Genomic DNA, 24,527 nt, shown 5'->3' with positions numbered 1-24,527 from the left:
ACGCGTTCGCCCGCGCCACGTTCGTCACCGCGTTCGCCCGTCACTGCACTTGGACCGATGCGAGGGAGCCCCGAGCATGCGTCAACGCCTCCGCTTTTTGACAACAACGTTCGGTGTCCTGCTCCTGCTGGCGGGTCTGGCCCTGCCCGCGACCGCGACGCCGGCTGGCCCCCTCTACCCAACGCCCGATCCGGACCCGTTCTATCTGGCCCCGCCCGACCTCGCGAATCTGCGTCCTGGCGATGTGGTCCGGGTCCGCCCCATCGACGCCTCGCTGTACGCGAACAGCGACGGCTGGCAGGTCGCGTTCCGGTCGACGAACTCCACCGGCAAACCCATCCTCGGCATGACCACGGTGTTCCTGCCCCACGGCATCAAGAACCCGCCGCTGGTCTCCTACCAGGCGATCATCAATTCGCTGGGCACCAAGTGCAACCCGTCGCGGGCGCTGTTCAACGGCGAGCTGCAGGACGCCCCCGGCATGTACCTGCCGATCAACCGCGGTTGGGCGGTGTCGGTGCCCGATCACATCGGGCCGACCGGCGCCTACGGTGCCGCCAAACTCGGCGGCCTGATCACGCTCGACAGCGTTCGCGCCGTGCAGAAGGTGGCCGAGCTCGGTCTCGCGAACAGTCCGGTCGCCCTGGCCGGATACTCCGGCGGCGGCATGGCGAGTGCATGGGCGGCGGCGCTGCAACCGACCTACGCACCGGAGCTGAAGCTCGCCGGGGTGGCCGCGGGCGGCATCCCGGCGGACCTCTGGGAGATGGTGCAGGGCCTCGGCCTCAACCCACATCCGGGCTTCGGCCTCGCCTTCGCCGCGGCCATGGGACTCGAGCGCGAGTATCCCGAGCGGCTGCCGGTCTCGGCGCAGCTGAACCCGACGGGCCTGTGGTTCCGCGACTGGGTGACCAACGAGTGCCGGCGATTCCTGCTCTTCCACGGCGTGTTCCGCAACGCGGAACAGCTCGCCGCCTCGACCAGCCTGTTGGGAAGTCCGGAGGCGCTCAGCGTCCTACGCGAGAACAGCCTCCGCTACTACCCGACGATCCCGACCGTGCCCATCTACATCTGGCACGGCATGTACGACGGCTTGACCCCCTATGACGCGGTAGCCGATGTCGCCCACCGGTATTGCGCGGCAGGGGCGAACCTGACCTTCGTGCCGTACGACATCGCCGAGCACATGACCACCGCCGCGGCCGGCTTCGGCGAAGCCTGGAACTACGTCGAGGCTCGCTTCCGCGGCGAGCCGGCCCCCACCCACTGCTGATCGGTTCCACCCAGCGGGAGACGCGGGACGCACCACTCCCGGCGCCTACCTACGGTGCTCAGGGATCGCGCGCCGTTCCGGCGCCGAAAACTGAGTCGAGAGTGGGTCTTTCGTGCTGGTTAGCAATCTGGTGATGCGCTCCACCCGAAGGCGAGTTCGTCTCGTCGGCACCGTCGCAGCGTCCGCGTCCCTCCTCCTGTGCGCCACACCGGCGGCAAACGCCGTCCCGGACTTCGGATCCGCCGGTTCCAGCGGGTCCGCCGACGGCCACCTCGAGCTGACCTACGTCAACTCGGTGACAGTGCCCACCGGCACCCCCTTCGACGGTTTCCCGATCGGCGGACTGTCCGGCATCGACTACGACGCGCAGCGGGGCGAATACGTCGCCATCAGCGACAACCGCGGCGAACAGGGTCCGGTCCGCTACTACTCGCTGCGCCTGCCCCTCGACCAGGCCGGCAGGCTGACCACCGCCGAGTTCACGGGCCAGACCGCCCTGCTCGACACGAACCAGACCCCGTTCGCCCCCAAGACCGCGGACACCGAGTCGATCCGCTACCTGCCCGGCTCCGGCTCCCTCCTGTACACCAGCGAGGGATCCGCGCGGATCGGCCTGCCCGGATTCGTCCGGGAGACCGCCCGCGACGGCAGGTTCCTGCGGGACTACGCGCTGCCCGAGGCGTACACCCCGAAGGCCGCCCCGCCGTCGGGATTCCGGGACAACCTCGGCTTCGAGGCCATGACCGTCGACCGCGCCGGGAGCACCATCACCGCCGCAGGCGAGAACGCCCTGGCCCAGGACGGTCCGGCCATCTCGGACCAGGTCGGCAGCCGGTCACGGTTCCTGCGACTGGACCGGGCCACCGGCGCGGAACGCGGCGAGTTCGTCTACGAGGTCGACCCGATCCGCCTCGCGCCTGGCGAGCCCTTCAACCCCGTCTCCTCGGTGAACGGGATCGGCGAGATCCTGGCGATCGGCGACTCCGACTACCTGGTGCTCGAGCGCAACGTCTCGGCGGCAGGCGGGTTCTCCGTCAGGATCTACCGGACCGGCGTCCACGGGGCCGAGAACGTCGCGGGGAAGGCCGCACTGAACGGCACCGAACGGACCATGCGCAAGGAGCTGGTCTTCGACTTCGCCGCGGCAGGCGTGAGCCCGGAGTGCATCGAGGGCATCACCTGGGGCCCCACCCGGCCGGATGGCACCCGCACCCTCGTGCTGGTGGCCGACGACAACTTCGGCATCGCGGGGAAGACCACGTTCCACCTGCTGACCGTCGGACGCTGACATACCGACCGTTCCTATTGCTCTGCTTCCCGAATCTGGGCACTATGTCCGGGTGTCCAGAATCGGCCGTCGCCCCGCCGTCCTCGCCTCCCTCACCGCGGTGTCCGCGCTGATCCTCGGCGGGTGTTCCGCCGGAGCCGAGTCCGAGGCGGGGCCGACGTCGATTCCCGAGGCGTACACCAAGTTGCCCACCACCGCCGCGATCGGTAACTGTGGCCCGGACAGCGGGGCCACCGAGGCCGACGGCGCCCTCACCATCGCCACCGATTCACCGGCCTACGCGCCCTGGATCGTCGACAACGACCCGTCGAACGGCAAGGGATTCGAGGGCGCCGTGGCCCGCTCGGTGTCCGAAAAGCTCGGGTACCGCCCGGATCAGGTCGAGTTCATCCGGGTGCCGTTTGGCGAGGCGATCGCGCCGGGCGAGAAGAAGTTCGACTTCGACATCAACCAGGTCACCATCGTGGGCGATCGGCGCGATGCCGTCGACTTCTCGTCGCCGTACTACGCGGTGGCGCAGTCCATCGTCGCGATGAAGGGCACCCCGGCCGCGGCGATCGATTCCCTCGACGGGCTCGCCCCCTTCCGGCTCGGCGCGCAGAGCGGCTCCACCAGCCTGGCCTCGATCACCGGGACGATCCGGCCGTCGCAGCCGCCCGTCGAGTTCGCCACCAACGACGAGGCGAAGGCCGCACTGGCGGCGGGCACGATCGACGCACTGGTCGTCGACATCCCGACCGGATTCCAGATCACCGCCACCGATCTGCCCAACAGCACGCTCATCGGCCAGTTCCCGCGCCCCAACACGGTCACCGAGTTCTTCGGCCTGGTGCTCGAGAAGAACAGCCCGATGACGGCATGCGTCTCGGCGGCCGTCGACGCGCTCTATGCCGACGGCACGCTCGAACGGCTCGCCCAGACCTGGCTGGCCGACACCGCCGGGGTCCCGGTCCTCAGCTGACGCAGCCGGATTCCGATCGAACGCCGGTACCGGTCGTCGATCTGCCGTAGCCTCCCCTCGGATCGCCGGCGGGGCGGCCGGGTGCACGAGATCACGAAGGGGCGGACAGGGATGACACGCGGAGTTCGGGCACGGTTGATCGGTTCACTGCTGGCAGCGACAGTCGTGCTCTCGCCAGGTCTGCTGGTCCCGGCCGTCGCCTCGGCCCAGCCCGCCGCCCCCGACATCCAACTCGAGGGGGCCAAGAACTTCCGCGACATCGGCGGCTACCTGACCGCCGACGGGCGCCGGGTGCGCGAGGACCTCGTGTACCGGTCGAACAGGTTGAGCAAGCTCACCGACTCCGACCAGGCGAAGCTCACCGCGGCGGGCGTCACCCTCGACGTCGACCTGCGCAACGCCATGGAGCGCAAGGACGAACCCGACCGCCTGCCCGCCGGGGTCGAGTACAAGGTCGCCGATGTGGTGAGCCTGAACAACGGGCTCGGGTTCCACGAGTTCGTGCCGATCACGCTGGGGCGGGCCATCATCGACGCGCACGTCAAGGGTTCCTCGGACATCGGCCAGAGCATCGACTACCCGTTCATGGTCACCTTCCAGGGCTCCGACGCCGCGTTCCGCGACCTGCTCACGGCCATCGCGCAGCACAAGAGCGGCGCTGTCGTCTACCACTGCAGCGCAGGCAAGGACCGCACCGGATGGGCGACCGCCGTCCTGCTGACCATCCTCGGTGTCCCCCGGGCAACGGTGAACGCGGACTTCCTGGCCAGCAACACCTTCCTCGGCCGCAGCGACGCCGTCGAACAGTCCTGGCTCGACGCCGCGTTCGATCAGGTCCAACGGCTGTACGGCAGCTTCGACCGCTACGTGCGCGACGGGCTCGGACTGGACCAGAACGCGGTGAACATGTTGCGGGCCAAGCTCCTGGTCTAAGCCGACCTAGGCGTAGAGGGCGACGAACGTGCGCAGCGAGCCCTCGATGTCGCCCTTGAGGGCGCGCGCCACGCCGGACCCGATCGGGCCGAACAGCGGCGCCCCGCCGAGGTCGATGTTCAAACCGACCTCGGCGCCGTCACCCTTTGGCGTCACCGAGAGCGTGAGGTTCACCTTGACGCCGCCCTTGCCGTCCCCCTTCAGGAGCAGGGTCCTGGGTGGGTTGTACTCCTTGATGACCCACTTGATCCGATTCCGCATCCCCTTGACCGAGACCACCGACTCCGCGGTGGTCCCGTTCGTCAACTGCTCGGGGATCTCGGAGCGCCAGCCGTCGTGAATCGAGAGCCACTTCTCGAATTCGTCAAGAGCGCTTGCCTTCTCCCACGCTTCCTGCGGGGACAACGGCACATCGATCGACACCTTCAGCTTCGCCATTGACGAATCGTAGCGAACAGTCAACGCGCCGCTAGTGGGCGACGGCCTTCTCGACGCCGACCCCGGTGAGGGAGCGAACCTCCATCTCGGCCTGCTTCGCCGCGCTCTCCTGCTTCGCGCGTCCGACGTAGGTGCCGACGACGCCGAGCAGGAAGGCGAGCGGGATGGAGACGATGCCCGGGTTCGCCAGCGGGAAGAAGTCGAAGTCGGCGCTCGGGAACATCGACGAGGCCTTGCCGGACACCGCGGGCGAGAACACGATCAGCACGAGGCAGCTGATCAGGCCGCCATAGATGCTCCACAGGGCGCCGGTGGTGTTGAACTTCTTCCAGAACAGCGAGTACAGCAGCGTCGGCAGGTTCGCGGAGGCCGCGACGGCGAAGGCGAGCGCGACCAGGAAGGCGATGTTCTGCCCCATGGCGAGGATGCCGAGGACGATCGAGACCAGCCCGATGACCACCACGGTGATCCTCGAGACCCGGACCTGCTGCTCCTCGGATGCCTTGCCCCGCTTGATGACGCTGGCGTAGATGTCGTGGGCGAAGGAGGCCGAGGCGGTGATCGCCAGGCCTGCCACGACGGCGAGGATGGTCGCGAATGCCACCGCCGAGATGACGGCGAGGAAGATGGTGCCGCCGAGCTCGAACGCGAGCAGCGGCGCGGCGGAGTTCTCCTTGCCCGGTGCCGCGAGGATCTTGTCGGGCCCGACCATGCGGGCGGCGCCGTACCCGAGCACGAGGGTGAACAGGTAGAACGCCCCGATCAGGCCGATCGCCCAGGTCACCGACCGCCGGGCCTCCTTCGAGGTGGGCACGGTGTAGAAGCGCATCAGCACGTGCGGCAGGCCTGCGGTGCCGAGCACAAGGGCGAGGCCGAGTGAGATGAAGTCCAGCCGCGACATGGAGCTGATGCCGTACTTCGCGCCGGGCGCGAGGATGTCGCGGCCGGCGACCGCCTCGTTGGCGGAGCCGTTGACCATCGCCTGGGCGTCCGCGAGCAGCTGCGAGAAGTTGCCCTTCACCGCGAAGAGCACCAGCACGAACATGATTCCGGCACCCAGGATGAGCAGCACCGCCTTGACCATCTGCACGTAGGTGGTGCCCTTCATGCCGCCGACGAGTACGTAGACGATCATCAGGACCCCGACCACCGCGACGACGATGCCCTGACCGACCTTGCCGTTGATGTTCAGCAGCAGTGCGACGAGCCCGCCCGCGCCCGCCATCTGGGCGAGCAGGTAGAACAGCGAGACCACCAGCGTGGACAGCGCGGCCGCCATCCGGACCGGGCGCTCGCGCAGCCGGAAGCTGAGCACGTCGGCCATCGTGAACCTGCCCGTGTTGCGGAGCAATTCGGCGACCAGCAGCAGCGCCACCAGCCAGGCGACCAGGAAGCCGACCGAGTAGAGGAACCCGTCGTAGCCGTAGACCGCGATGGCGCCCGCGATGCCGAGGAAGGAGGCTGCGGACAGGTAGTCGCCCGCGATGGCGAAGCCGTTCTGCGGGCCGGAGAACTGGGCGCCGCCGGTGTAGAAGTCGGATGCCTTCTTGGTGGTGCGGCTCGCGCGGATCACGATGGTCATGGTGATCACGACGAACGCCACGAAGATCGCGATGTTCAGTGCCGGGTTGCCGACCGAGGCCGCACCCGCTGCGAGAGTGGTCACTTGGCCGGTCCTTCCAGCTCTTCGCGGATCGCGGTGGCGCGGGGATCGAGCTCGCGGTTCGCGAACTTCACGTAGAGCGCGGTGATCACGAAGGTCGACACGAACTGCCCGAGCCCGAGGACGACCCCGAGGTTGACGTTGCCGATCACCTTGGTGGCCATGAAGTCGGTCGCGTAGGTAGCCAGCAGCACGTAGGTCGCGTACCAGGCCAGGAAGAACGCCGTCATCGGGAAGACGAAGCGCCGCAGCCGGCTACGCAACTCCTGGAACTCGGGACTGGCCTGCATGTCGATGAAGGCCTGTGCGTCCGGGGTCGGTCGCTCGGGCGACCTCTCCGGGATCAGGTCGGCTGTGGTCACTGCGGACTCCTCGGTCAGTGGGGGCCAGATCCCGTGAGGACCGGCAGGGCACAGACGTTAATGAGACACAGGTCACAGGGACAGGCTGTGGCGACGGTCACACGCCGAACCGTCGAATCGCGCGCCGGGCGGTCGCCACGACACGACGAACGGCACAGGCGGCTGCGCCGCCTGTGAGTGGTTGACGAGTCCAGGGACTCGTCAACCGCTCACAGGGACCGGAGGTCCGTCTCCCTGTCCCTGCCGACACCGAGCCGTTCCGGCGCGTGCATGCGGGTGAAGGTCCGCCCGATGTCCTGCGGCACCTGGCCGCGGGTGACCCGGCTGACGAGGACCATGATCAGGAACGCCAGCGGCACGCTCACCGCGGCCGGATAACCGACCACCGCCCCGGACCAGCCGGTCCGTGTCCATTCCGCCCAGCCGCCGGGCGCCCCGCCGACCGCGGTCAGCAGCGCCGCCGCCCCGGCCACCAGGCCGCCGGTGACCATCCCGGCCGCCGCCCCGACCGCCGTCAGCCCGCGCCACCAGATACCGAGCACCAGTAGCGGACACAGGGTGGACGCCGCGACGGCGAACACCAGCCCGACAGTCCTGGACAGGTCGACGGACACCATGCCGAGCGCGAGCAGCAGCGGCACCACGCCCGCCAGCACCGCCGCCACCCGGAAGTCGCGGACCCGGCCGCGCAGCACGTCGGTGCTCAGCACGCCCGCGACGCTGACCAGCAGCCCCGAGGAGGTCGACAGGAACGCGGCGATCGCCCCGGCCGCGACGAGTGCGGCCAGCAACTGACCGCCTGGGCCGGACAGCACCGACCCGGGCAGCAACAACACCGCCGCGTCCGAGGTGCCGGTGATGAGCAGCTGCGGCACCCACAGCCTGGCGAACACCCCGAGCAGGGTCGGGAACAGGTAGAACAGCCCGAGCAGACCGATCACCGCCAGCGAGGTCCTCCTGGCCGTGCGGCCGTCCGGGTTGGTGTAGAAGCGGACAAGCACGTGCGGCAGCCCCACCGTGCCGAGGAAGATCCCGACCATCAGCGAGTACACCTGGAAGAGCGGGTGCTCACCGCCGAGCCCGGAGCCGGGCTCGAGCCAGTCGGCGTCGGTGGCGGGTGCGCCCGCGACCACAGGCACCGGCGAGCCCGCCTCGAGGATCAGCGCGGTGCCCGAGCCGAGCTCGTGCTCACCCGGCCCAAGGGTGACCGTGCCGTCCACCTCCGCACCGTCGAGGGTTCCGCGGACGCCGACGGCGACCGGCTCCGACACCTGGACGACGACATCGGTGGTGATCCCCACCGTGGTGCGCTCCGCGACGGTGGGCGGGGCGGGCGAGCCGAGATCGTGCTCCTCACCGAGGAAATGCGCCGCGAGCACCAGGGCAGGCACCGCGACCGCGGTCAGCTTGAGCCAATACTGAAACGCCTGCACGAAGGTGATCGAGCGCATTCCGCCGCCGACCACGTTCGCGATGACGATCAGCGCGACCGCGACAGCGCCGACCCACGTGGGGATGCCGAGCAGGATGCCGACCGTCAGTCCCGCACCCTGGAACTGCGGAACCATGTACAGGATGCAGATCACCGCAACGACCACCATGGCGAGTTTGCGCAGTCGTGTCGATCCCAAACGGAATTCGGCGAAGTCGGGGACCGTGTAGGCACCGGACCTGCGCAGCGGTGCGGCCACGAACAGCAGCAACCCCAGGTAGCCCGCCGTGAAGCCGACCGGATACCAGAGGGCGTCCGCGCCGTACTTGGCTATCAACCCGGCGACACCGAGAAACGATGCAGCCGAAAGGTATTCACCGGAGATCGCGGCGGCGTTCCAGCGTGGACCGACGCTGCGGGAGGCGACAAGGAAGTCGGAGGTGGTTCGCGCCAGCCGGACCCCGTAGACACCGATGGCAACCGTCGCCACCGCCGCGGCCAGCAGGCCGAGCACCGTGGCCACCGGGATGGGCTGTCCGGACACCGTGGCTACCAACCGCGTTCAGTCGTCGGCCAGGTCGACGAACTCTTGCTCGTTGCGTTCCGCGCGCCCGATGAAGAGCCTGCCGACGATCAGCAGCATCGGGTACACCAGCACCCCGAGGACCAACCAGGGCAGCCGGATCCCGAGCACCTCCACCTCGGCGAGCCCGGGGAAGGCGATCATCAGCAGCGGCACCGCGGACAACAGCCCGGCGGCGAGCAGGGCCAGCCGGAGGGCCAGCCCCAGCTGGGCTCGGACCAGTCCGCGGATCATCGCGTCGCCGACCTCGGTCTGCTCCTGGACCTCCACCCTGGTGCGCACGATCCGGGCGCCGTGCCGCTTGGCCAGCACCACCCGTTCCCTGGCCCTCGGCGCTCCCCCGGGCGCGGTCACCGGCCGGTCCAGCTCTGCCGTGGCGCGCGCACCAGCCGATCCTTGAGCTCCCTGGTGTGCCGCCTGCTCACCGGCAGCTCAACGGCCGGGCCGTCGCCGACGGCCCGCAGGCACACCACCGTGCCGTTGCCGACGCTGCGGATCCCCGTGACCAGCGGCAGCGACACCAGGTACGAGCGATGCACCCGCAGGAATCCGGCCTGTTCCCAGCGGCTCTCCAGGGCCGAGATCGGGATCCGCACCAGATGCGATCCGGTCGCCGTGTGGAGCCTGGCGTAGTCGCCGTCGGCCTCCACCCAGGCCACCGCGGACCGGGGAACCAGGGTCGTGACGCCGCCCAGTTCGACCGGGATCACCTCGTCCGCGTCCGGCTCGGGCCTGCCCGCGCCCGCGCGGCGTTCGTGCTGCTGTTTGAGCGCGACGATCCTGCGGACCGATTCCGCCAGTCTCTCCTCGCGCAACGGCTTAAGCAGGTAGTCGACGGCGCCGAGGTCGAACGCCGCGACCGCGCGATCGTCGTGCGCGGTCACGAACACCACCGCGGGCGGATCGGCGAACGCGGCGAGCACCCCGGCCAGCTCCAGCCCGTCGAGGCCGGGCATGTTGATGTCGAGGAACACCGCGTCGATGGCCGCTGACCTGCCGAGACGGTCCTTGATCACCCGCAGCGCGGTGGTGGCGTCGCTCGCGGTGAGGATGTCGCCGACCGCGTCTTGGGCGCGCAGCAAGTAGGCCAGCTCGTCGAGGGCGGGGCGCTCATCGTCGACGGCAAGCACGGTCAGCGGGGCGATCGTCGGCCCTTCGGAGTTCTGCGTCACAACGGAACCATCGTGCCATGGGTGAACCCTCCCGCCGTCACGCTCAGGCCCGGATTCCCGGACGGAACTTCGGCACCCGCATGCTCACCTTGGTGCCCGCACCCGGCGCCGTCTCCACCACCAGCCCGTAGTCGTTCCCGAACGCGGCACGCAGTCGGTCGTCCACGTTCGCCAGGCCGACGTGGGCGGATTCCCTGGCGCTCGGCCGGTCGCCGCCGGACTCGACCGCGTCCAGCGAACCAGAGCGCAACAGTTCGGGATCCATCCCGACGCCGTCGTCCTCCACGCTGATGACGCAGTCGGTGCCCTCGTCCGCCGCGACGATGCTCACCGTTCCGCCCTCCGGCTTGTTCGAGATCCCGTGCCGCACTGCGTTTTCCACCAGGGGTTGCAGCGCAAGGAACGGCAGCACGACGCCCAGCACCTCGGGCGCGACCTGCAGGCGCACCTCGAGGTCCTTGCCGAACCGGGCCCGCTCGAGGGTCAGGTACCGGTCGATGTTGCGCAGTTCGTCGGCCAGCAGGGTGTACTCGCCCGCGGACCGGAACGAGTACCGGGTGAAGTCGGCGAACTCGAGGATCAGCTCCCTGGCCCGGTCCGGATCGGTCCGGACGAAGGACGCCACCGTGTTGAGCGCGTTGTAGATGAAGTGCGGGCTGATCTGAGCGCGCAGGGCGCGCACCTCGGCCCGGTCCAGTCGCACCCTTGACGCGTCGAGTTCGGCCAGCTCGATCTGGCTGCACGCGTACCGGGCGACCTCCGTGATCGCCCCGAGCAGGCCGGGGCCCGGCTCCCCCGCGGTCACCACGCCCAACACGCCGACGACCCCGGAATCCTCGATGAGCAGCGGTTGGGCGATCAACGCCCCGACCTCGGGCTTGCCGAGCTCGGCCGATTCGACCAGCACCCGTCGCTCACCGGTAACCGCCCGGAGCCCGACCGCCAGGAACCGCTCGGCCAGGTCCGCGTGCGGTCCGTTCCAGGCCAGCAGCACACCGTCCGCGGATGCCAGCGCGACCGCATCGGCACCGATCAGCGCCTGCAGATGCGGGGCGGCCTCGGCCGCGGACGTGGTGTCGAGGCCGCGGCGCAGCGGTTTCGCCGCGAGGGCGGCCGTGTGCAGAGTGGCGTGCACGGCCCGCTCCGCGGGCGTGGTGAGCGTCCTGCGGCTGCGCAGCCACCACGCGCCGAGCGCGAGGGCCGCGGCGACGATGACCAGGAGAACCGCGGCGGTGGTGCCGGTCACCGGTCCCGACCCTCGTCGAGCAGGGCGAGCAGCTTGCGCGGGGCGACCGTGCGGTACGCGTCCTCGACGATGTCCGCGATGTCGTCCCAGTCCTGCGGACGGTCGAGGTACACCCCGATCCAGCCACGCCCACCCACGTACGGCGGCACGAAGAAGCGCTCCGGGTCACGGGCCACCCAATCGGACTGCGCCCCGGCAGGCGCCGCCGCCCAGAAGGCCAGCCGGTCGTCGTGATGGTGATCGGCCAGGGTCGCGAACTGCGGGGCCTTGCGGACGAACCAGGCCGGTTCGCCGTGACTGATCCGCTCCGTCGCCTCCGGCATCCGCAGGCACAGCTCACGGAGTCGGTCGATCGGGCTGGTCGCGGTCATGTGTAGACGCTACGACAGCCGGGCGGTCGCCGACCGCGAGACGCTCACGGGGTACCGGGACAGGTGTTCGGCGCGGGCACCCCCGCGAACCGGTCCGCGATCCAGGCCACCGCCCCCGGGTTGGCCCGCGCATCGGCGTGCCCCTCGCCCGGCCGCGACTCCAGCGCGATCACGTCGCCCAGCGCACAGGCCTTCGTCACCGCCACCCTGGTCCAGTCCGCGGGGATCAGGTCGTCGGATTCCCCGACCACCACCAGCATCGGCGCCTCGGTGCGTTGCTGCGGCAATGCGATCCGCTCCAGCCATGCCCGCATCCGATCGGTGTCGGCACTGGTCAGCGGAAGACTGTCCGCCCGGGTGATCCGCACCGCCGCATCCCATTTCCGCTCGGCCGCCTGCGGGCCGCACGCCATCAAGGCCTCGCGACTGTCCGCAAGCGCGCCCCGGATGTAGCTCGCCGGATCGAGGCCCGCGTGCTGCGCCTCGCTGCCGGCGAGCAGCATCGGCAGGAAGATCTGCTGTGGCAGCGTCAGCGAGATTCCGCCGAGGTCGTCGGCGATGTGCGACAGGTCCGCCGCCGGGGACAGGTGTGCCGCGCCGACGAACTCGAGCCCGTCGCCGTATCCGGCCGCGTGTTCGGCCGCGGACCAGGATGCCTGTCCGCCCTGCGAGAGGCCCAGCGCCGCCCAGCGGTTCGAGGTGTTCGGCACCGCGGCCCGCGCCGCCCTGACCCCGTCGATCAGGTTGTGGGCGGCGGACTTCGGCTCCAAGTACGGGTGCGGACCCGGCGTGCCGAGCCCCTGATAGTCGGAGGCGACGACGACGTAGCCCTGCTCGAGCAGTGCGGTGACCATACCGACGGCCCCGAGCAGGTCGGGGTACTGCGAGGGCGCACACTCGTCGGTGACGCCGGTGGTGCCGTGCCCGACCGAGACGATCGGCCACCCGCCGTCCGGCGCGGCGCCCGGCGGGACGAAGACCGTGCCGGACACCTCGGTTCCACTGCCGTCCAGGCCCGAGGTGGAGCGGTAGACGAGCTTGCGGGCGGTGACCGGCCCGTTCGGGCTGACCGCCGCGGTCTCGGCGAGCGACTGGTCCCCGATCAGCGCCCCTCGCTCGTCGCCGACCGGTGCCGGGGCCGCCGTGACCGCGGCGGCCGCGTCCGCGGTCGGGGTCACGGCGTCGCGCGCGGACTCGGCGGGGGCGTCGGAGCAGCCTGCGGCGAGCGCGGCACACGCGATCGCGGCGAGAATCGCTCTGGTCCGGATCACGATCCGATTGTGCCCGAGCCGCGCCGGGGTGCTCACCACCGCGACCGCCGCACCCTCGACTCGGCCGCCACCTCTTCGATGTCGAGCCCGTCGAGCACGTCCCGCAACACCTCGTCGTCGAGTTCACCCGCGTTCCTGGCCGCGATCAGCGCCGCCCGCTGATCCTGGAGAACCCCACGCCGCAGCCGGTTGAAGACCGCGTTCGCCCGCAGCGCCTTTGCCTCGTATTCGCTGACCTCCTCGGCGCGATCCATGTTCGCCCTGGCCTCGGACACCTTCCTGACCCGCTCGACGAGCGCCGACAGCTCCGCGGTCGGCAACCCGGCGGGCGGATCCCGCAGCGCTTCCTCGAGGGACTGCGCGGCCGCATCGTGGGAGATCCGCCGCGCGAGTGCCATCTGCTCGCCGAGTCGCTGCTCCTCATCGGGATCGGCCACGTCGAGCCGCCGGATCAGCAGCGGCAGCGTCAGGCCCTGGATCAACAGTGTCCCCACCGCCACCGTGAAGGCGATCGCCACGATGACGCCGCGGCCGGGAAACGGGTCGCCCGCCAGGGTCGTCAGTGGCACGCCTGACGCGGCGGCGAGGGTGACGACGCCGCGCATCCCCGCCCAGGAGATCACCAGGTTCTGGCGCCAGCCCTCACTCCTGGCCTGGGTGGCGAAGATCCACGCGGGGCGGATCAGGATCACCAGGGCGAGGACCGCCAACCCGTACGCGAAGATGTGATGAACGGGCAGCCCCTCGTCGCGTACGTCCTCGATCACGAACCTCAGCTGCAAACCCATGTAGGCGAAGACGAAGGTCTCCATCACCAGGTCGATCGTCGGCCACACCGCACTCTCCTGCAGCCGCGTCGAGACGGACTCGTCCCCGATGTCGCGTCCGAGGACGAACCCCGCCGTGACGACGGCGAGCACGCCGGAGGCGTGGATCTCCTCGGCCGCGAAGTACGCGGCGAAAGGCAGCAACAGCCCCAGCACGGTCTCCATCGGCGAGTCCTCGATCCGCGCGCGGACGAACCGGACGGCAATCGAAAGGGCAAGGCCGACAAGAACTCCGCCCACGACCTCGTAGAGGAAGTACAGCACCGGCGACCCGATCGCGATCTTCCTGCCGGTGACCGCCGCGGTCGCAAGGGCGAACAGGGTCAGCGCCGCAGCATCGTTGACCAGGGACTCGCCCTTGAGAATGGCCATCATGCGACGCGGCAGACCCAGCTTCCGGCCAACCGCGACGGCCGCGACGGCGTCCGGGGGCGCCACCACGGCGCCGAGAACGAGCGCGGCTCCAAGGGTGAGCTCCGGCACCAACCAGTTGGCGAACCATCCGACGGCGAAGGTGGTGACGACCACCATGCCGATGCCGAGCCGCAGTATCGGGGCGAGATTTCGCCGAAAGGTGCTGAAGGAGAAGTCGAGTGCCGCCGAGTACAGCAGCGGCGGCAGCACGACGCCGAGCATCAGCTCCGGCGAGAGGTCCAGGCGCGGGAGACCGGGAATGAAGGAGGCGGCGCCCCCGATGGCGACCAGCACGAGCGGGACCTGGAGGTCGAACCGCTTGGCGAACCCCGTCACGGCCAGGGCCACGATCACGACGAGGAACAGCCAGGTGAGGGTCATCGGCTAGTCTATCGCGCAGCTTCCACCCTTACCCGGCAGACGGTGCCTGTTGGCCGCCACCCAGCTGTACAGGCGGTCCTGGAGTTGCCGAATACCCCAGATCCGGTAGACGAACAACGGGATTCGGGTGCCGAGCACCCCCGAGAGCGCGGCATTGATGGCGCCCGCACCCGCGTACCGGTCGCCGCGCGAGTCCACCGCCCACGCCTGCTCGAGCGCGGCATCGGTGTCAACGCCGAACCGCTCCGGTGCGCCGCGCTGCTGCAGCGCGAACGTACTGACCCGGCCGCGGCGGTCGATGCGGCCGAGGAACTCCGCGCTACGGACGCAGAAGCCGCAATCCCGATCGAACAGCAGCTCCACCGTGTACGGGGAAGGATCGGGCATTGCGGCTCCTGGGTGGGCTCGGCTACTCGTTCGGGATGATCTTCTTGGCCGCATCCTGGGCCTTGTCGACGTGCTGCGCGTACTTGCCGCCGGTCTTCTGGTCGATGAAGTCGCCCGCCTTGTCGACGGCGTCCTCGATCTTGTCGGAGTGTTGGGCGGCGGCCTGCTTGCCCTTGCCGAACAGTCCCTTGAGGGTGTCCATGAAGCTCATAGCGTGTCCTCCTCCGGTGCCGAGCGGGCACCTTGGGTCGCCGGGGCGTTGCCCCGCTTCGTCCCCAGTCTCACAGACATCCAGTGGTCACGCCACCGGATCCCGGTCATCCGCGCCGGTCACGCCGCCGACATCCGGCTGCGCGAACAGCCGCCGCTGCTCGCCGTGGATCGCACCGGAGATCCACCACGACACCTCGACCAGCACGATGCCGACCGCGCCACAGACGAGCGCGGTGGTGGTGGCCCCGATGTTCGACGGGTCGAGCTTGAAGAACTCGCGGGTGAAGGGCAGCCCGAACAGGATGAGATATCCGCCGACCGACCCGGCGATCAGCAGCACCTTCCACCACGTGTACGGCCGCGCCACGATGGCCAGCACCCACAGCGCGATCATGATCAGGGTGATCAGGGCGGTGGTTCCAGCCTGCACCCGCTGCGTCTCGGTGGCCTCCGGACCCGCGTACACCAGGGCGTAGGCCACGAACGTTGCGACGCCGATGACGAGGCCGGACGGGACCGCGAACCGCATCACCCGCGGGACGAACCCGCTGCGTGCCCGCTCGTTGTTCGGCGCAAGCGACAGGATGAACGCCGGGATGCCGATCGTGAACCAGGCCGCGATCGTGACGTGCCGCGGCAGGAACGGGTACGGCATCGGCTCGAAGTGGAAGAACTGCGAGAGCACCCCCGAAAGCCCGACGAGCAACGCCAGCAACACCGAGTACACGGTCTTGGTGAGGAACAGGTTCGAGACGCGCTCGATGTTGCCGATCACCCGGCGCCCCTCGCCGACCACGTACGGCAGCGTGGCGAACTTGTTGTCCAGCAGCACGATCTGGGCAACCGCCCTGGTCGCGGGGCTGCCCGAGCCCATCGACACCCCGATGTCGGCGTCCTTGAGAGCGAGCACGTCGTTGACGCCGTCGCCGGTCATCGCCACCGTGTGGCCGCGCGACTGCAGCGCTCCCACCATCTCGCGCTTCTGATCCGGCCGCACCCGGCCGAAGGTGGTTGCCGTGTCCAGGGTGTCGGCCAGCGCCTCCCGCTCGGTAGGGAGTTCCCTCGCGTCGACCGGACGGTCACCGCCGGGCAAACCGAGCGAACCGGCAACCGCGCCAACCGAAACCGCATTGTCCCCGGAGATCACCTTGACCTGGACGTGCTGATCGGCGAAGTACTCGAGGGTCTCCCTGGCGTCGGGCCGCACCCGCTGCTCGAGCACCACCAGCGCCCTCGGCGTCACCTGACCCGGTGCCGCGCCGTCGTCCACGGGCAGGTCGCTGCTGCCGAGCATGAGCACGCGCAGGCCCTTCGCGCCGATCTCCTCGGCCTCACGGGCGGTGTCGGTCTCGGGGTCGAGCAGCACGTCCGGGGCGCCGAGTACCCAGTTCCCGTTGTCGCCGTATGAGATACCGCTCCACTTCTTGGCGGAGGTGAACGGCGCGATGGCCGTACTGGTCCAGCCGGGATCGCCGTCACAGGACTCCGCGATCGCGAGCATGCTCGCGTTCGGACGGGGATCGCTCCCCGCCATCGCCGCGAGCGCGTCGCGGGCCGAGGCATCGTCCCCGTCGAGAGAACGCAACTCCGACAACCGCATCCCGTTCTCGGTCAGCGTGCCGGTCTTGTCGGCGCACACCACGTCGACTCGGGCGAGCCCCTCGATCGCGGGCAGTTCCTGAACCAGGCACTGCCTGCGCCCGAGCCGGACAACGCCGACCGCGAAGGCCAGCGAGGTCATCAGCACCAGACCCTCCGGAACCATCGGGACCAGCGCCGCGACCATGCCGTTCAGCGCCGAGCCCAGATTCTGCTCGCTGACGAACAACTGGTTGTAGATGATCAGCAGACCCGCCGGGATCATCAGGTACGTGATGAACTTGAGGATCTTGTCGACACCGCTGCGCAGTTCGGAATGCACCAGTGTGAACTTGCTCGCCTCCGCCGCCAGCTTCGCCGCGTACGCGTCCTTGCCGACCTTCGTGGCCTGGTAGGCGCCGCTGCCCGACACCACGAAACTGCCCGAGAGCACCTGCTCGCCCGGCCGCTTGTGGACGGGGTCGGCCTCGCCGGTCAGCAGCGATTCGTCGACCTCGAGGACCTCGCCCTCGACCACGGCGCCGTCGACCACGATCTGATCGCCCGCGCCCAGTTCGATGATCTCGTCGAGAACCACCTCGTTCGGTGCCACCGACACCGAAGCGCCGTCGCGGCGGACCTGGGGCTTGGCCTGACTGACGATCGCCAATTTGTCGAGGGTCTGCTTGGCCCTGACCTCCTGGATGATGCCGATCGCGCTGTTCGCGATGATCAGCAGCCCGAACATGCCGTCGATCACCGAGCCGGTGGACAGCACGATGATCAGCAGCACGCCGAGGATCGCGTTGATCCGGGTGAACACATTGGCGCGGACGATCTCCTTGACCGACCGGCTCGCGCGACCGGGCACGTCATTGGTCCGCCCATCCGCCACCCGGCGCGATACCTGCGCCGCGGTCAATCCGGTCGAGACGTCGACCTCGCCTGCCGTCAGTGTTGCGACCGTCACACCGTCGCCGGAATTCTCGTCGGGGGCCATGCCGCCAGGCTATGTCAGACCCGGGGACACCCGCCGCCCCTCGCTCAGGCGAGCCGCAACCACCACTGCCGCTGCGAGGCCGGGCGCAGCACGTCGATCCGCTGTCCCGGCATCGGCACGCTCACCTTCGTGTCGACCTCGCCCGCCGCCGCCAGCAGCCGTGTCACCGGCTCCGCCCACGGATGGAAGGCCAGGTTGAAGGTGGCCCAGTGCACCGGCACCAGCACGCCGGATCCGGGCTCGCCCCGGTTGAGATCGGCGTGCATCCGGACCGCCTCCTCCGGGTTCATGTGGATGTCCGGCCAGTGCTCGTCATAGGCGCCGACCGGGAGCAGCGTCAGGTCGAACGGGCCGTGCCGCGTGCCGATCTCCGCGAACCTCGGGGTGTAACCAGTGTCACCACCGAAGAACACCGTCCGCTGCGGTCCGGCGATCACCCAGGACGACCAGAGCGTCGGATTGCGCACCAGCCCGCGGCCGGAGAAGTGCCGCGCCTCGGTGCAGGTGAGGGTCAGTGCACCGACCGTCGCCTGTTCGTCCCAGTCGAGCTCGACGATCCGATCGTCCGGCACCCCCCAGTGCCGCAGGTGCGCCCCGATACCCTTCGGCACCACGAACGGGGCGCGCTGGGTGCGCACCAGGGCCATTACGGTGGTCTTGTCGAGGTGGTCGTAGTGGTCGTGCGAGACGACGACGGCATCGATCTGCGGCAGGGCCTCGATCCCGACCGGGGTCGGATGCAGCCGGGCGGGCCCGATCAGCCGGGAGGGCGAGACCCGCTGGCTCCAGACGGGGTCGGTGAGCACCCGGTGCCCGTCGATCTCGATCAGCGCGCTGGAGTGTCCGTACCAGGTGACGGCCAGTTCGGCGGGCCGCGCGGGTGCGAGCGGGGTGGCCAGCGGGATCGGGCTCCGCGGACGACCCAGCCGGCCGCGGGTGAGGAACGAGGTCACGATGCTCGGGCCGGTGGTCACGAACTGGCTGCTGGGTTCGGTGTTGTGGAACCGCTTGCCGCGGTATCGGGCGGAGCCCTTCGCGTGCGGCACGATCGCCGTGGTCGAGGCACCCATCGCCGAGGACAGATCCGTGCCGACGCGCACGAGCGCGGCGACCCCTGCCAGGCCTGCCGCGGCCGCGATGGCGCTCTTGATCCCGATTCTCATCGGCCCTTGAACTCCGGCTGCCGCTTCTCCCACCGAGCCTGGCGGGCCTCGTCCATGTCCTCGCTGCGCCATGCCGCCTGCAGCGCGCTCAGCTGTTCGGGAGTCGGGTCGTCCTGGGTGCCGTCGTCGTTGAACACCATCTTGAGGTGCCGCAGCGACAGCGGGGCCAGCGCCGCGATGCGCTTTGCCCAGTCCTGCGCGGCCGCGAGATCACCGATCTTGTTCGCCAGGCCCGCGGTCAGCGCCTCCTCGGCGGACAGCGACTCGGCTCCGAGCAACATCGTGCGGGCCGGCCCGCCGCCGGCGAGGGACACCAGCCGCTTCACGGTCCAGGTGTCGACGGAGATGCCGAGCTTGGCGGCGGGGATCGCGAAATGGGCATCGGGGGCGACGACCCGCAGGTCCGAGGCGAGGGCGAGCTGGGTGCCCGCACCGACCGCGGGGCCGTTCACCGCCGCGATCACCGGGATCGGCGCCCCGTCGATGGTGTGCAGCATCTCGAGCAGGGTGTCGGTGAAGCCGTCCGCGTACACGTCGCCGGACAGGTCGGCGCCCGCACAGAACGAGGAGCCCTGCCCGGTCAGCACGATCGCCCGCGCCCCGAGGGCAACGGCCTCGTCGACGGCATCGCGCAGGAGCACGCATTGCTCGGTGTTCAGAGCGTTCCGCCGCTCCTCTCGCTGGAGCTCGATGGTCACCACATCACCGTCGCGGCTGGTCCCGATCATGTGATTGACCGTACCGTTCTCACCCGGGAGGTTGCCACCATGCAGACACGGTCAGATGTCGTGGTCATCGGCGCCGGGCAGGCAGGCCTGTCCGCGGGCTACTACCTGCGCCGGTTCGGACTCGAGCCCGATGCCGGATTCATGATCCTCGACCACGCAGGCGGCGCCGGCGGCGCGTGGCAGTTTCGTTGGCCCTCACTGACATTGAGCACCGTCAATCGTGTGCACGACCTGCCCGGCATGCCGTTCACCGATGTCCTGGACGGCACCGCGCCCGCCGAGGTGCGCGCCGCGGAGGCGGTGCCGCGGTACTTCGCCGAGTACGAGCGCCGCTTCGAACTGCCGGTGCACCGGCCGGTGCACACCAGGGTGGTGTGCGATCAGGCGGGCGACGGTCTGCTCACCCTCGAGACCGACTCCGGCACCGTCACCGCCCGCGGGATCATCAACGCCACCGGCACCTGGGAGCGCCCCTTCATCCCGCGTTACCCGGGAGCCGAGCTGTTCCAGGGGCGCCAGCTGCACACCAGGGACTACCAGAACGCCGCCGAGTTCGAGGGTCGGCACGTGGTCGTCGTGGGCGGCGGCATCTCCGCCGTGCAACTGCTCGACGAGATCTCCCTGGTCACCTCCACCACCTGGGTGACCCGCAGCGTCCCGCAGTTCCGGGAGGAACCGTTCACCGCGGAGGAGGGCAGGGCCGCGGTCGCGGTGGTCGAGGACCGGGTACGGCGCGGCCTGCCGCCCGGCTCGGTGGTGTCGGTGACCGGGCTGCCGGTCACCCCGGCGATCCGGGCCGCCCGCGCCCGCGGCGCGCTCGCGCGACTGCCGATGTTCAGCGAGATCACCGCGGACGGGGTGCGCTGGGCGGACGGCACGCAACGCAGCGCCGACGTGATCCTCTGGTGTACCGGCTTCCGCAGCTCGCTCGACCACCTGGCCCCGCTCCGGCTGCGCGGGCCGGGCGGCGGGATCACCATGACCGGGCGGCTGGCCACGCAGGTCGCGTCCGACCCGCGCATCCACCTGCTCGGGTACGGCCCGTCCGCGAGCACGATCGGGGCGAACCGCGGCGGGCGGGCGGCCGCGGCGGAGCTGATCGAGCACCTGGGCGGCACCGGCCGGTAGCGGGACACCCCGCCGTCAGGCCGAGGCCACGGCCCGTTGCCGGATCTGCCGCGGCGACTCACCGGCGAGGTCCCTGACGGCGCGGCCGAACTGGCTCAACCCGGTGAACCCGCTCCTGCGCGCGATCTGGCCGACCGACAGGTGCGCCGCGGCAGGGTCCGAGAGCAGGTCGATGCCGTGCCTGACCCGCCGCCTGCGGATCATCCCGTAGACCGAGATGCCGTCGCCCTCCATGAGTTTGTGGAGGTAGCGGGGGCTGACGTTGATCCCGGCGGCGACGCGATCGACGCTGAGCGTCGGGTCGGTGAAATTGCGTTCGATGAAGTCGTACACCCGGGCCCGGTTGCCGACGGCCATCTCCTCGGGCGCGGGCTCCTCGTCGGCCGATGGTTGGATCACCGCAAGCGCCAGATCCACGATCGCGTGCTCGATCAGCGACTGTTCGGCGAGGGTGTTCGGGTGGTGGCGGGTGAGCGGCTCCAGCATCCCCGCCAGCGCGCTGCCGACGGGCGATCCGGGAATGACGGCGCCGGTGAGCCTTCGGGTGTCGATCGACCTCTCCGTGAGCAGCAGGCGAGGGAGATAGACGAAGACGACCTCGCTGCCTGCGGCCACGTCGAGCTCGAACTCACGCCCGAAGTCGACGAATGTGAGATCTCCCGCTGCGCCTCGAGCCGAGGTCCGATCCTGTTCCACGCCAACGGTGCCCGATCGGATGGTCGCCACCGAGACATAGTCACCCATCTCGTCATCCAGCAGCGTCCGCGTGCGGACACCCCTGACCGCAGTCGACTTCATCCGATTCACGCGGATGGTCCCGAAGTCCGTCGACCCCATGGTCGCTCTGAACTGTGACGGCTGCTCGGCGCTGAATCGGCAGATCCCCGAGAGCATCTCGATCCCGTCGGCCCCGCGCATGTGAAGCCCGCCATGAAACCGCTGCGTCAGACCGGTGGTCTGCAGCGTCGCCATGCCATCGTTCAATTCTTCCCCCGTGTCGCCCGTGCCCCCCGACATGAGTTTCAGTAGGAACCATAACGCAACGGCACTGACCCCGCGGGCAGTCGATCAGCCCGCGTCGGCCACCACCTGGTGCGTTCGCGTCAGCGGAGCGAACTCGAATCCCCAACCGAGCGACCGCCGCACGCCCAAGGTGAGCAGGCGCTGGTATTGGGACCAGGCGTGCGTCTGCCAGTCCAGGAACCGCTCCACCACGAGCGTGCGCCACCGGGCGTCGTCCAGGGTCAGCGCCACGGTGGACACGTGCAAGCGGGTGCAGATCAGCTGGCGCTCGACGCAGATCTCGATCTCCGACAGCCCGGCCAGACCCACAGCGGGACACCACTCGACTCCCGCACAGGTGTCGAACCTGACGGCCGTCGCGTGCCGCTCCCAAGTCGCCAACGTCTCCTCGACCGCGTGCTCGTGGGCGGCAAGCACCGCATCCAGGCGGTCGCGCAATCTTCCTCCGAATGCCGCGCGGAGAACCGATCTCGGCGGGGTGAAGGTCACCTCGAGCGCCGACACCGACGCGCTCTCGCGCCGCACGCCACAGCCCTCCCCGAACAACCACTCCACGACGCGCCTCTCGGGCGGGTGCACGAACTCCGGTCCAACGGTTGACGACCCGATCCAATGCAGCCGGGAGATGTCGGGACACTGGAGCGGCGGAACCGAATCCGCGTGTGCGATAACCCACGTCATAGCGGGCATGATGGCATCCGGACGAGCGTTCAGACCGCACCGAATACCCAATTGTGACCCTGGTGCGCGAATCGTCGAATCCCCATGCGCGGATCACCCAGTCCGATCACCGACTCGGCACCACCACACCAACGGGTCCGGAACCGACGCACAGTGTCAGGTCCGGATCCATCGCGCGGATCTCGAGCAGACCACCGCCTCCCGTCAGCCGGACGAAGACACTGTTCGGTCCCCGCCGAACGGGAACCGTCACCGGGTCCCCCTGCTGGAGCGATGCCGTGATCTCACCGTCCGCCGAGGCCAGGTAGTTCAGCCGAACGGTCCACTCCCAGCCGGCCAGCGGTCCGTCGAGCGGCAGCTCGGAGATGTCCGTTCCGATGCGGTGCCCACAGCCCGGCTCCGGACCCGGATCGATGGTCCGAACCCAGGTCACCTCCGCGTCGACCAGCCTGCCGTCGTCGTCGAGCATGCGCAGCTCCGGGGTGGCAGCCGCGAACTCGGGGCGATCCGGCAACGGCCCGAGGACGTGGCTGACCAGGTTGTGGGGATGAGCGACGGGCAGGAGCACCCAGATCGAGGTCGGCTGCTCCAGCAGCGGCACATCGCGATGCGCCGCGAGCGCGGACCGCGCGTTGGCCAGGTAGTCACGCGTCGTGTCGTCCCGCCAGCTGTCGGCAAAGGTCGCGGTCGAGACGAGGCTGCCTGCGACGAATGCGGACAGCAGTGCCACCGCCGGCGCCGGTCCACGCCCCGAACCCGCCCTTGCCGTTCGGGCGGGGGCACGCAGGATGACGGCCAGCGCGATCGCGATGATGACGGCGCTGTCGGTCAGGTAGCGCAGCGTCTGCCCGAGCTCGAAGGTCGTATCCGCACCCGACCTGGTGACGACCATCGCCGCGATGGAGGCGAACACATAGGCCCCCACTGCGATCCAAACCCACGCGACCCGGCGCTTCCAGACGATCGTCGCGACGACAACGGCGGCGGCGAGGACCCCGCTCGCGCCGATGAGCACCACGGGCGGGTCCGCCCACGGCGGACTCGGTGGCCAGCGGTCCCAGGTCCATGGGCCACCGAAGAGCGTCGGCAGCAGTCCCTTCGACGTCGCGTGCCAGAGCATCTCGGTCGCCGACGCGCGGTCGTACCGGGCGAGATCGATCGTGACGGTGAGGCGGTAAATGAGCGACCACACGACCGCGAGGAGCAGCGTGGGCGCCCAGAGGAGCGCCCCCCTGGTGGCCGCCGCGCGAATCGGCCGCGCCCGGCCGTCGACCCGGTAGACCAACGCGACCGCGACGAAGGCCGCCATGGGAACCAGCACCGCCTTCTCGAAGAACTGCAACGACGCGGCGAACACCAGGAACCCGGAGATCGCGTAGCGCGCACTGCCGGTGCGGCACAACCGAATCGCGTCCCCCGCCACCCAGGCGAGACCGATCTGCAGCGGCAACGCGTTGAGGCCGGCGGCCCACCAGGCGAAGGCGGGCAGGGTCAGCGGCGAGAAGAGGTAGAACACCAACGGGACGAGGACGGCCGGGCGGCGACCGAGAATCAGCAGGAGCAGTCGCAGCAAGGCCAACGACGCCAGCGCCTGGAGCACGAGCAAAATCAGCGCAGGCACCAGCCAGTTGTACGGCGCCAACCTGGTTGCGATCCCGGCGACGAGGAAGGCGGCAGGCATGAAGTGACCGTCGTGGTCGTAGAACAGGAACTGAGGCGACAGCAGCGACATGGATCCGGACCGGCCCGTCAGGATCAGGTCGTCCCAGTAGAAATAACCGCGGCTCAGGACCAGGCCGCGCACCACCAACTGCAGCCCGATCAGGGCGAACGCGATCTGCAGGACCCGGGTGCCGGACAGCGGCCACCAGCGAGACACCCGGGACCGCCCGTCGGCGGTCTGCTCCGGGACCGGAGCCTGGGGCCGGTCTGCGGGGAGCGTTTCTGCGCGCATGGTGTCCCCGACATTAGTGCCGGTATTGAGCACGCAGTCGTGCGGACGCTGGCTAGG

Annotated in this window: 23 protein-coding genes; 5 read left to right on the top strand and 18 right to left on the bottom strand. The window is 69.7% G+C overall.

What is annotated here, in order from left to right:
• The first annotated feature begins 76 nt into the window (after positions 1–76).
• The 4 genes from RM1_RS12710 (at position 77) to RM1_RS12695 (ending at position 4,455) form a co-directional block, all read left to right on the top strand.
• Complete coding sequence (locus tag RM1_RS12710) at positions 77–1,273, top strand: lipase family protein (RefSeq protein WP_072751691.1); 1,197 nt, start codon at positions 77–79, stop codon at positions 1,271–1,273.
• Between the two features lie 133 nt (positions 1,274–1,406).
• On the top strand, positions 1,407–2,561 hold the full coding sequence (locus RM1_RS12705; protein ID WP_072751690.1) for an esterase-like activity of phytase family protein: 1,155 nt from the start codon (positions 1,407–1,409) through the stop codon (positions 2,559–2,561).
• Positions 2,562–2,622: 61 nt separating this feature from the next.
• Positions 2,623–3,522 (top strand): ABC transporter substrate-binding protein, encoded by a 900-nt coding sequence (locus RM1_RS12700; RefSeq protein ID WP_072751758.1) that lies wholly within the window; start codon positions 2,623–2,625, stop codon positions 3,520–3,522.
• 111 nt (positions 3,523–3,633) lie between these two features.
• On the top strand, positions 3,634–4,455 hold the full coding sequence (locus RM1_RS12695) for a tyrosine-protein phosphatase (RefSeq protein WP_072751689.1): 822 nt from the start codon (positions 3,634–3,636) through the stop codon (positions 4,453–4,455).
• A 6-nt stretch (positions 4,456–4,461) separates the two neighbouring features.
• Here RM1_RS12695 and RM1_RS12690 read toward each other — a convergent pair whose 3' ends face one another.
• The 15 genes from RM1_RS12690 to RM1_RS12620 form a co-directional block, all read right to left on the bottom strand.
• Positions 4,462–4,893: a type II toxin-antitoxin system Rv0910 family toxin gene (locus RM1_RS12690; RefSeq protein ID WP_072751688.1), complete on the bottom strand. Its 432-nt coding sequence runs from the start codon at positions 4,891–4,893 to the stop codon at positions 4,462–4,464.
• Between the two features lie 31 nt (positions 4,894–4,924).
• Positions 4,925–6,559: a monocarboxylic acid transporter gene (locus tag RM1_RS12685; protein WP_072751687.1), complete on the bottom strand. Its 1,635-nt coding sequence runs from the start codon at positions 6,557–6,559 to the stop codon at positions 4,925–4,927.
• Positions 6,556–6,918, bottom strand: a complete 363-nt coding sequence (locus RM1_RS12680; RefSeq protein WP_072751686.1) for a DUF485 domain-containing protein — start codon at positions 6,916–6,918, stop codon at positions 6,556–6,558. The genes RM1_RS12685 and RM1_RS12680 overlap by 4 nt, the downstream gene beginning before the upstream one ends.
• Before the next feature lie 209 nt (positions 6,919–7,127).
• Complete coding sequence (locus RM1_RS12675) at positions 7,128–8,894, bottom strand: sodium/solute symporter (protein WP_072751685.1); 1,767 nt, start codon at positions 8,892–8,894, stop codon at positions 7,128–7,130.
• Between the two features lie 18 nt (positions 8,895–8,912).
• A complete protein-coding gene (locus RM1_RS12670; protein WP_425528689.1) occupies positions 8,913–9,287 on the bottom strand; it encodes a hypothetical protein in 375 nt (124 codons plus the stop codon).
• A complete protein-coding gene (locus tag RM1_RS12665) occupies positions 9,284–10,105 on the bottom strand; it encodes a LytR/AlgR family response regulator transcription factor (RefSeq protein WP_072751684.1) in 822 nt (273 codons plus the stop codon). Before RM1_RS12665 ends, RM1_RS12670 begins: the two co-directional genes overlap by 4 nt.
• Positions 10,106–10,148: 43 nt before the next feature.
• Entirely contained in the window at positions 10,149–11,351 is a 1,203-nt protein-coding gene (locus tag RM1_RS12660; protein WP_072751683.1) for a sensor histidine kinase, read from the bottom strand.
• Positions 11,348–11,722 carry an MmcQ/YjbR family DNA-binding protein gene (locus RM1_RS12655; RefSeq protein ID WP_072751682.1) on the bottom strand — a complete coding sequence of 125 codons (375 nt, stop codon included), beginning with the start codon at positions 11,720–11,722 and terminating at the stop codon, positions 11,348–11,350. Before RM1_RS12655 ends, RM1_RS12660 begins: the two co-directional genes overlap by 4 nt.
• A gap of 44 nt (positions 11,723–11,766) precedes the next feature.
• A complete protein-coding gene (locus RM1_RS12650; protein ID WP_072751757.1) occupies positions 11,767–12,993 on the bottom strand; it encodes a lipase family protein in 1,227 nt (408 codons plus the stop codon).
• Positions 12,994–13,025: 32 nt separating this feature from the next.
• Complete coding sequence (locus RM1_RS12645) at positions 13,026–14,615, bottom strand: Na+/H+ antiporter (protein WP_072751681.1); 1,590 nt, start codon at positions 14,613–14,615, stop codon at positions 13,026–13,028.
• Between the two features lie 3 nt (positions 14,616–14,618).
• Positions 14,619–15,002 carry a thiol-disulfide oxidoreductase DCC family protein gene (locus RM1_RS12640; protein WP_072751680.1) on the bottom strand — a complete coding sequence of 128 codons (384 nt, stop codon included), beginning with the start codon at positions 15,000–15,002 and terminating at the stop codon, positions 14,619–14,621.
• Between the two features lie 22 nt (positions 15,003–15,024).
• Positions 15,025–15,213 (bottom strand): antitoxin, encoded by a 189-nt coding sequence (locus tag RM1_RS12635; protein WP_027500906.1) that lies wholly within the window; start codon positions 15,211–15,213, stop codon positions 15,025–15,027.
• Positions 15,214–15,300: 87 nt separating this feature from the next.
• Positions 15,301–17,793, bottom strand: a complete 2,493-nt coding sequence (locus RM1_RS12630) for an HAD-IC family P-type ATPase (RefSeq protein WP_083576693.1) — start codon at positions 17,791–17,793, stop codon at positions 15,301–15,303.
• 44 nt (positions 17,794–17,837) lie between these two features.
• Positions 17,838–18,956: an MBL fold metallo-hydrolase gene (locus tag RM1_RS12625; protein ID WP_072751679.1), complete on the bottom strand. Its 1,119-nt coding sequence runs from the start codon at positions 18,954–18,956 to the stop codon at positions 17,838–17,840.
• The gene (locus tag RM1_RS12620; protein WP_072751678.1) at positions 18,953–19,684 is read right to left on the bottom strand and encodes an enoyl-CoA hydratase; all 732 of its coding nucleotides are present in this window, start codon (positions 19,682–19,684) and stop codon (positions 18,953–18,955) included. The genes RM1_RS12625 and RM1_RS12620 overlap by 4 nt, the downstream gene beginning before the upstream one ends.
• 39 nt (positions 19,685–19,723) lie before the next feature.
• Here RM1_RS12620 and RM1_RS12615 point away from each other — a divergent pair, with 39 nt between their 5' ends.
• On the top strand, positions 19,724–20,812 hold the full coding sequence (locus RM1_RS12615; protein ID WP_072751755.1) for an NAD(P)-binding domain-containing protein: 1,089 nt from the start codon (positions 19,724–19,726) through the stop codon (positions 20,810–20,812).
• 15 nt (positions 20,813–20,827) lie between these two features.
• Here the strand turns inward: RM1_RS12615 and RM1_RS12610 are convergent, their stop codons facing one another.
• The 3 genes from RM1_RS12610 to RM1_RS12600 form a co-directional block, all read right to left on the bottom strand.
• Positions 20,828–21,784: an AraC-like ligand-binding domain-containing protein gene (locus tag RM1_RS12610; RefSeq protein ID WP_072751677.1), complete on the bottom strand. Its 957-nt coding sequence runs from the start codon at positions 21,782–21,784 to the stop codon at positions 20,828–20,830.
• Between the two features lie 96 nt (positions 21,785–21,880).
• Complete coding sequence (locus RM1_RS12605) at positions 21,881–22,516, bottom strand: relaxase domain-containing protein (RefSeq protein ID WP_072751676.1); 636 nt, start codon at positions 22,514–22,516, stop codon at positions 21,881–21,883.
• A 106-nt stretch (positions 22,517–22,622) separates the two neighbouring features.
• Entirely contained in the window at positions 22,623–24,470 is a 1,848-nt protein-coding gene (locus RM1_RS12600) for a hypothetical protein (protein WP_245816276.1), read from the bottom strand.
• Between the last annotated feature and the right edge of the window lie 57 nt (positions 24,471–24,527).

Origin of the sequence: Rhodococcus maanshanensis NBRC 100610, from assembly GCF_001894865.1 — a bacterium.
Lineage (GTDB): Bacteria > Actinomycetota > Actinomycetes > Mycobacteriales > Mycobacteriaceae > Rhodococcus_G > Rhodococcus_G maanshanensis.
The sequence above is the reverse complement of the archived record's forward strand: the minus strand, read 5'-3'. Positions and strand labels throughout refer to the sequence as shown.

What these genes read in the sequence shown, in the direction of transcription:
- RM1_RS12710 (WP_072751691.1), top strand. Translation starts at nt 77, where the DNA reads ATGCGTCAACGCCTCCGCTTTTTGACAACAACGTTCGGTGTCCTGCTC.
- RM1_RS12705 (WP_072751690.1), top strand. Translation starts at nt 1,407, where the DNA reads ATGCGCTCCACCCGAAGGCGAGTTCGTCTCGTCGGCACCGTCGCAGCG.
- RM1_RS12695 (WP_072751689.1), top strand. Translation starts at nt 3,634, where the DNA reads ATGACACGCGGAGTTCGGGCACGGTTGATCGGTTCACTGCTGGCAGCG.
- RM1_RS12690 (WP_072751688.1), bottom strand. Translation starts at nt 4,893, where the DNA reads ATGGCGAAGCTGAAGGTGTCGATCGATGTGCCGTTGTCCCCGCAGGAA.
- RM1_RS12655 (WP_072751682.1), bottom strand. Translation starts at nt 11,722, where the DNA reads ATGACCGCGACCAGCCCGATCGACCGACTCCGTGAGCTGTGCCTGCGG.
- RM1_RS12645 (WP_072751681.1), bottom strand. Translation starts at nt 14,615, where the DNA reads ATGACCCTCACCTGGCTGTTCCTCGTCGTGATCGTGGCCCTGGCCGTG.
- RM1_RS12640 (WP_072751680.1), bottom strand. Translation starts at nt 15,002, where the DNA reads ATGCCCGATCCTTCCCCGTACACGGTGGAGCTGCTGTTCGATCGGGAT.
- RM1_RS12635 (WP_027500906.1), bottom strand. Translation starts at nt 15,213, where the DNA reads ATGAGCTTCATGGACACCCTCAAGGGACTGTTCGGCAAGGGCAAGCAG.
- RM1_RS12630 (WP_083576693.1), bottom strand. Translation starts at nt 17,793, where the DNA reads ATGGCCCCCGACGAGAATTCCGGCGACGGTGTGACGGTCGCAACACTG.
- RM1_RS12625 (WP_072751679.1), bottom strand. Translation starts at nt 18,956, where the DNA reads ATGAGAATCGGGATCAAGAGCGCCATCGCGGCCGCGGCAGGCCTGGCA.
- RM1_RS12620 (WP_072751678.1), bottom strand. Translation starts at nt 19,684, where the DNA reads ATGATCGGGACCAGCCGCGACGGTGATGTGGTGACCATCGAGCTCCAG.
- RM1_RS12615 (WP_072751755.1), top strand. Translation starts at nt 19,724, where the DNA reads ATGCAGACACGGTCAGATGTCGTGGTCATCGGCGCCGGGCAGGCAGGC.
- RM1_RS12610 (WP_072751677.1), bottom strand. Translation starts at nt 21,784, where the DNA reads ATGGCGACGCTGCAGACCACCGGTCTGACGCAGCGGTTTCATGGCGGG.
- RM1_RS12605 (WP_072751676.1), bottom strand. Translation starts at nt 22,516, where the DNA reads ATGACGTGGGTTATCGCACACGCGGATTCGGTTCCGCCGCTCCAGTGT.
- RM1_RS12600 (WP_245816276.1), bottom strand. Translation starts at nt 24,470, where the DNA reads ATGCGCGCAGAAACGCTCCCCGCAGACCGGCCCCAGGCTCCGGTCCCG.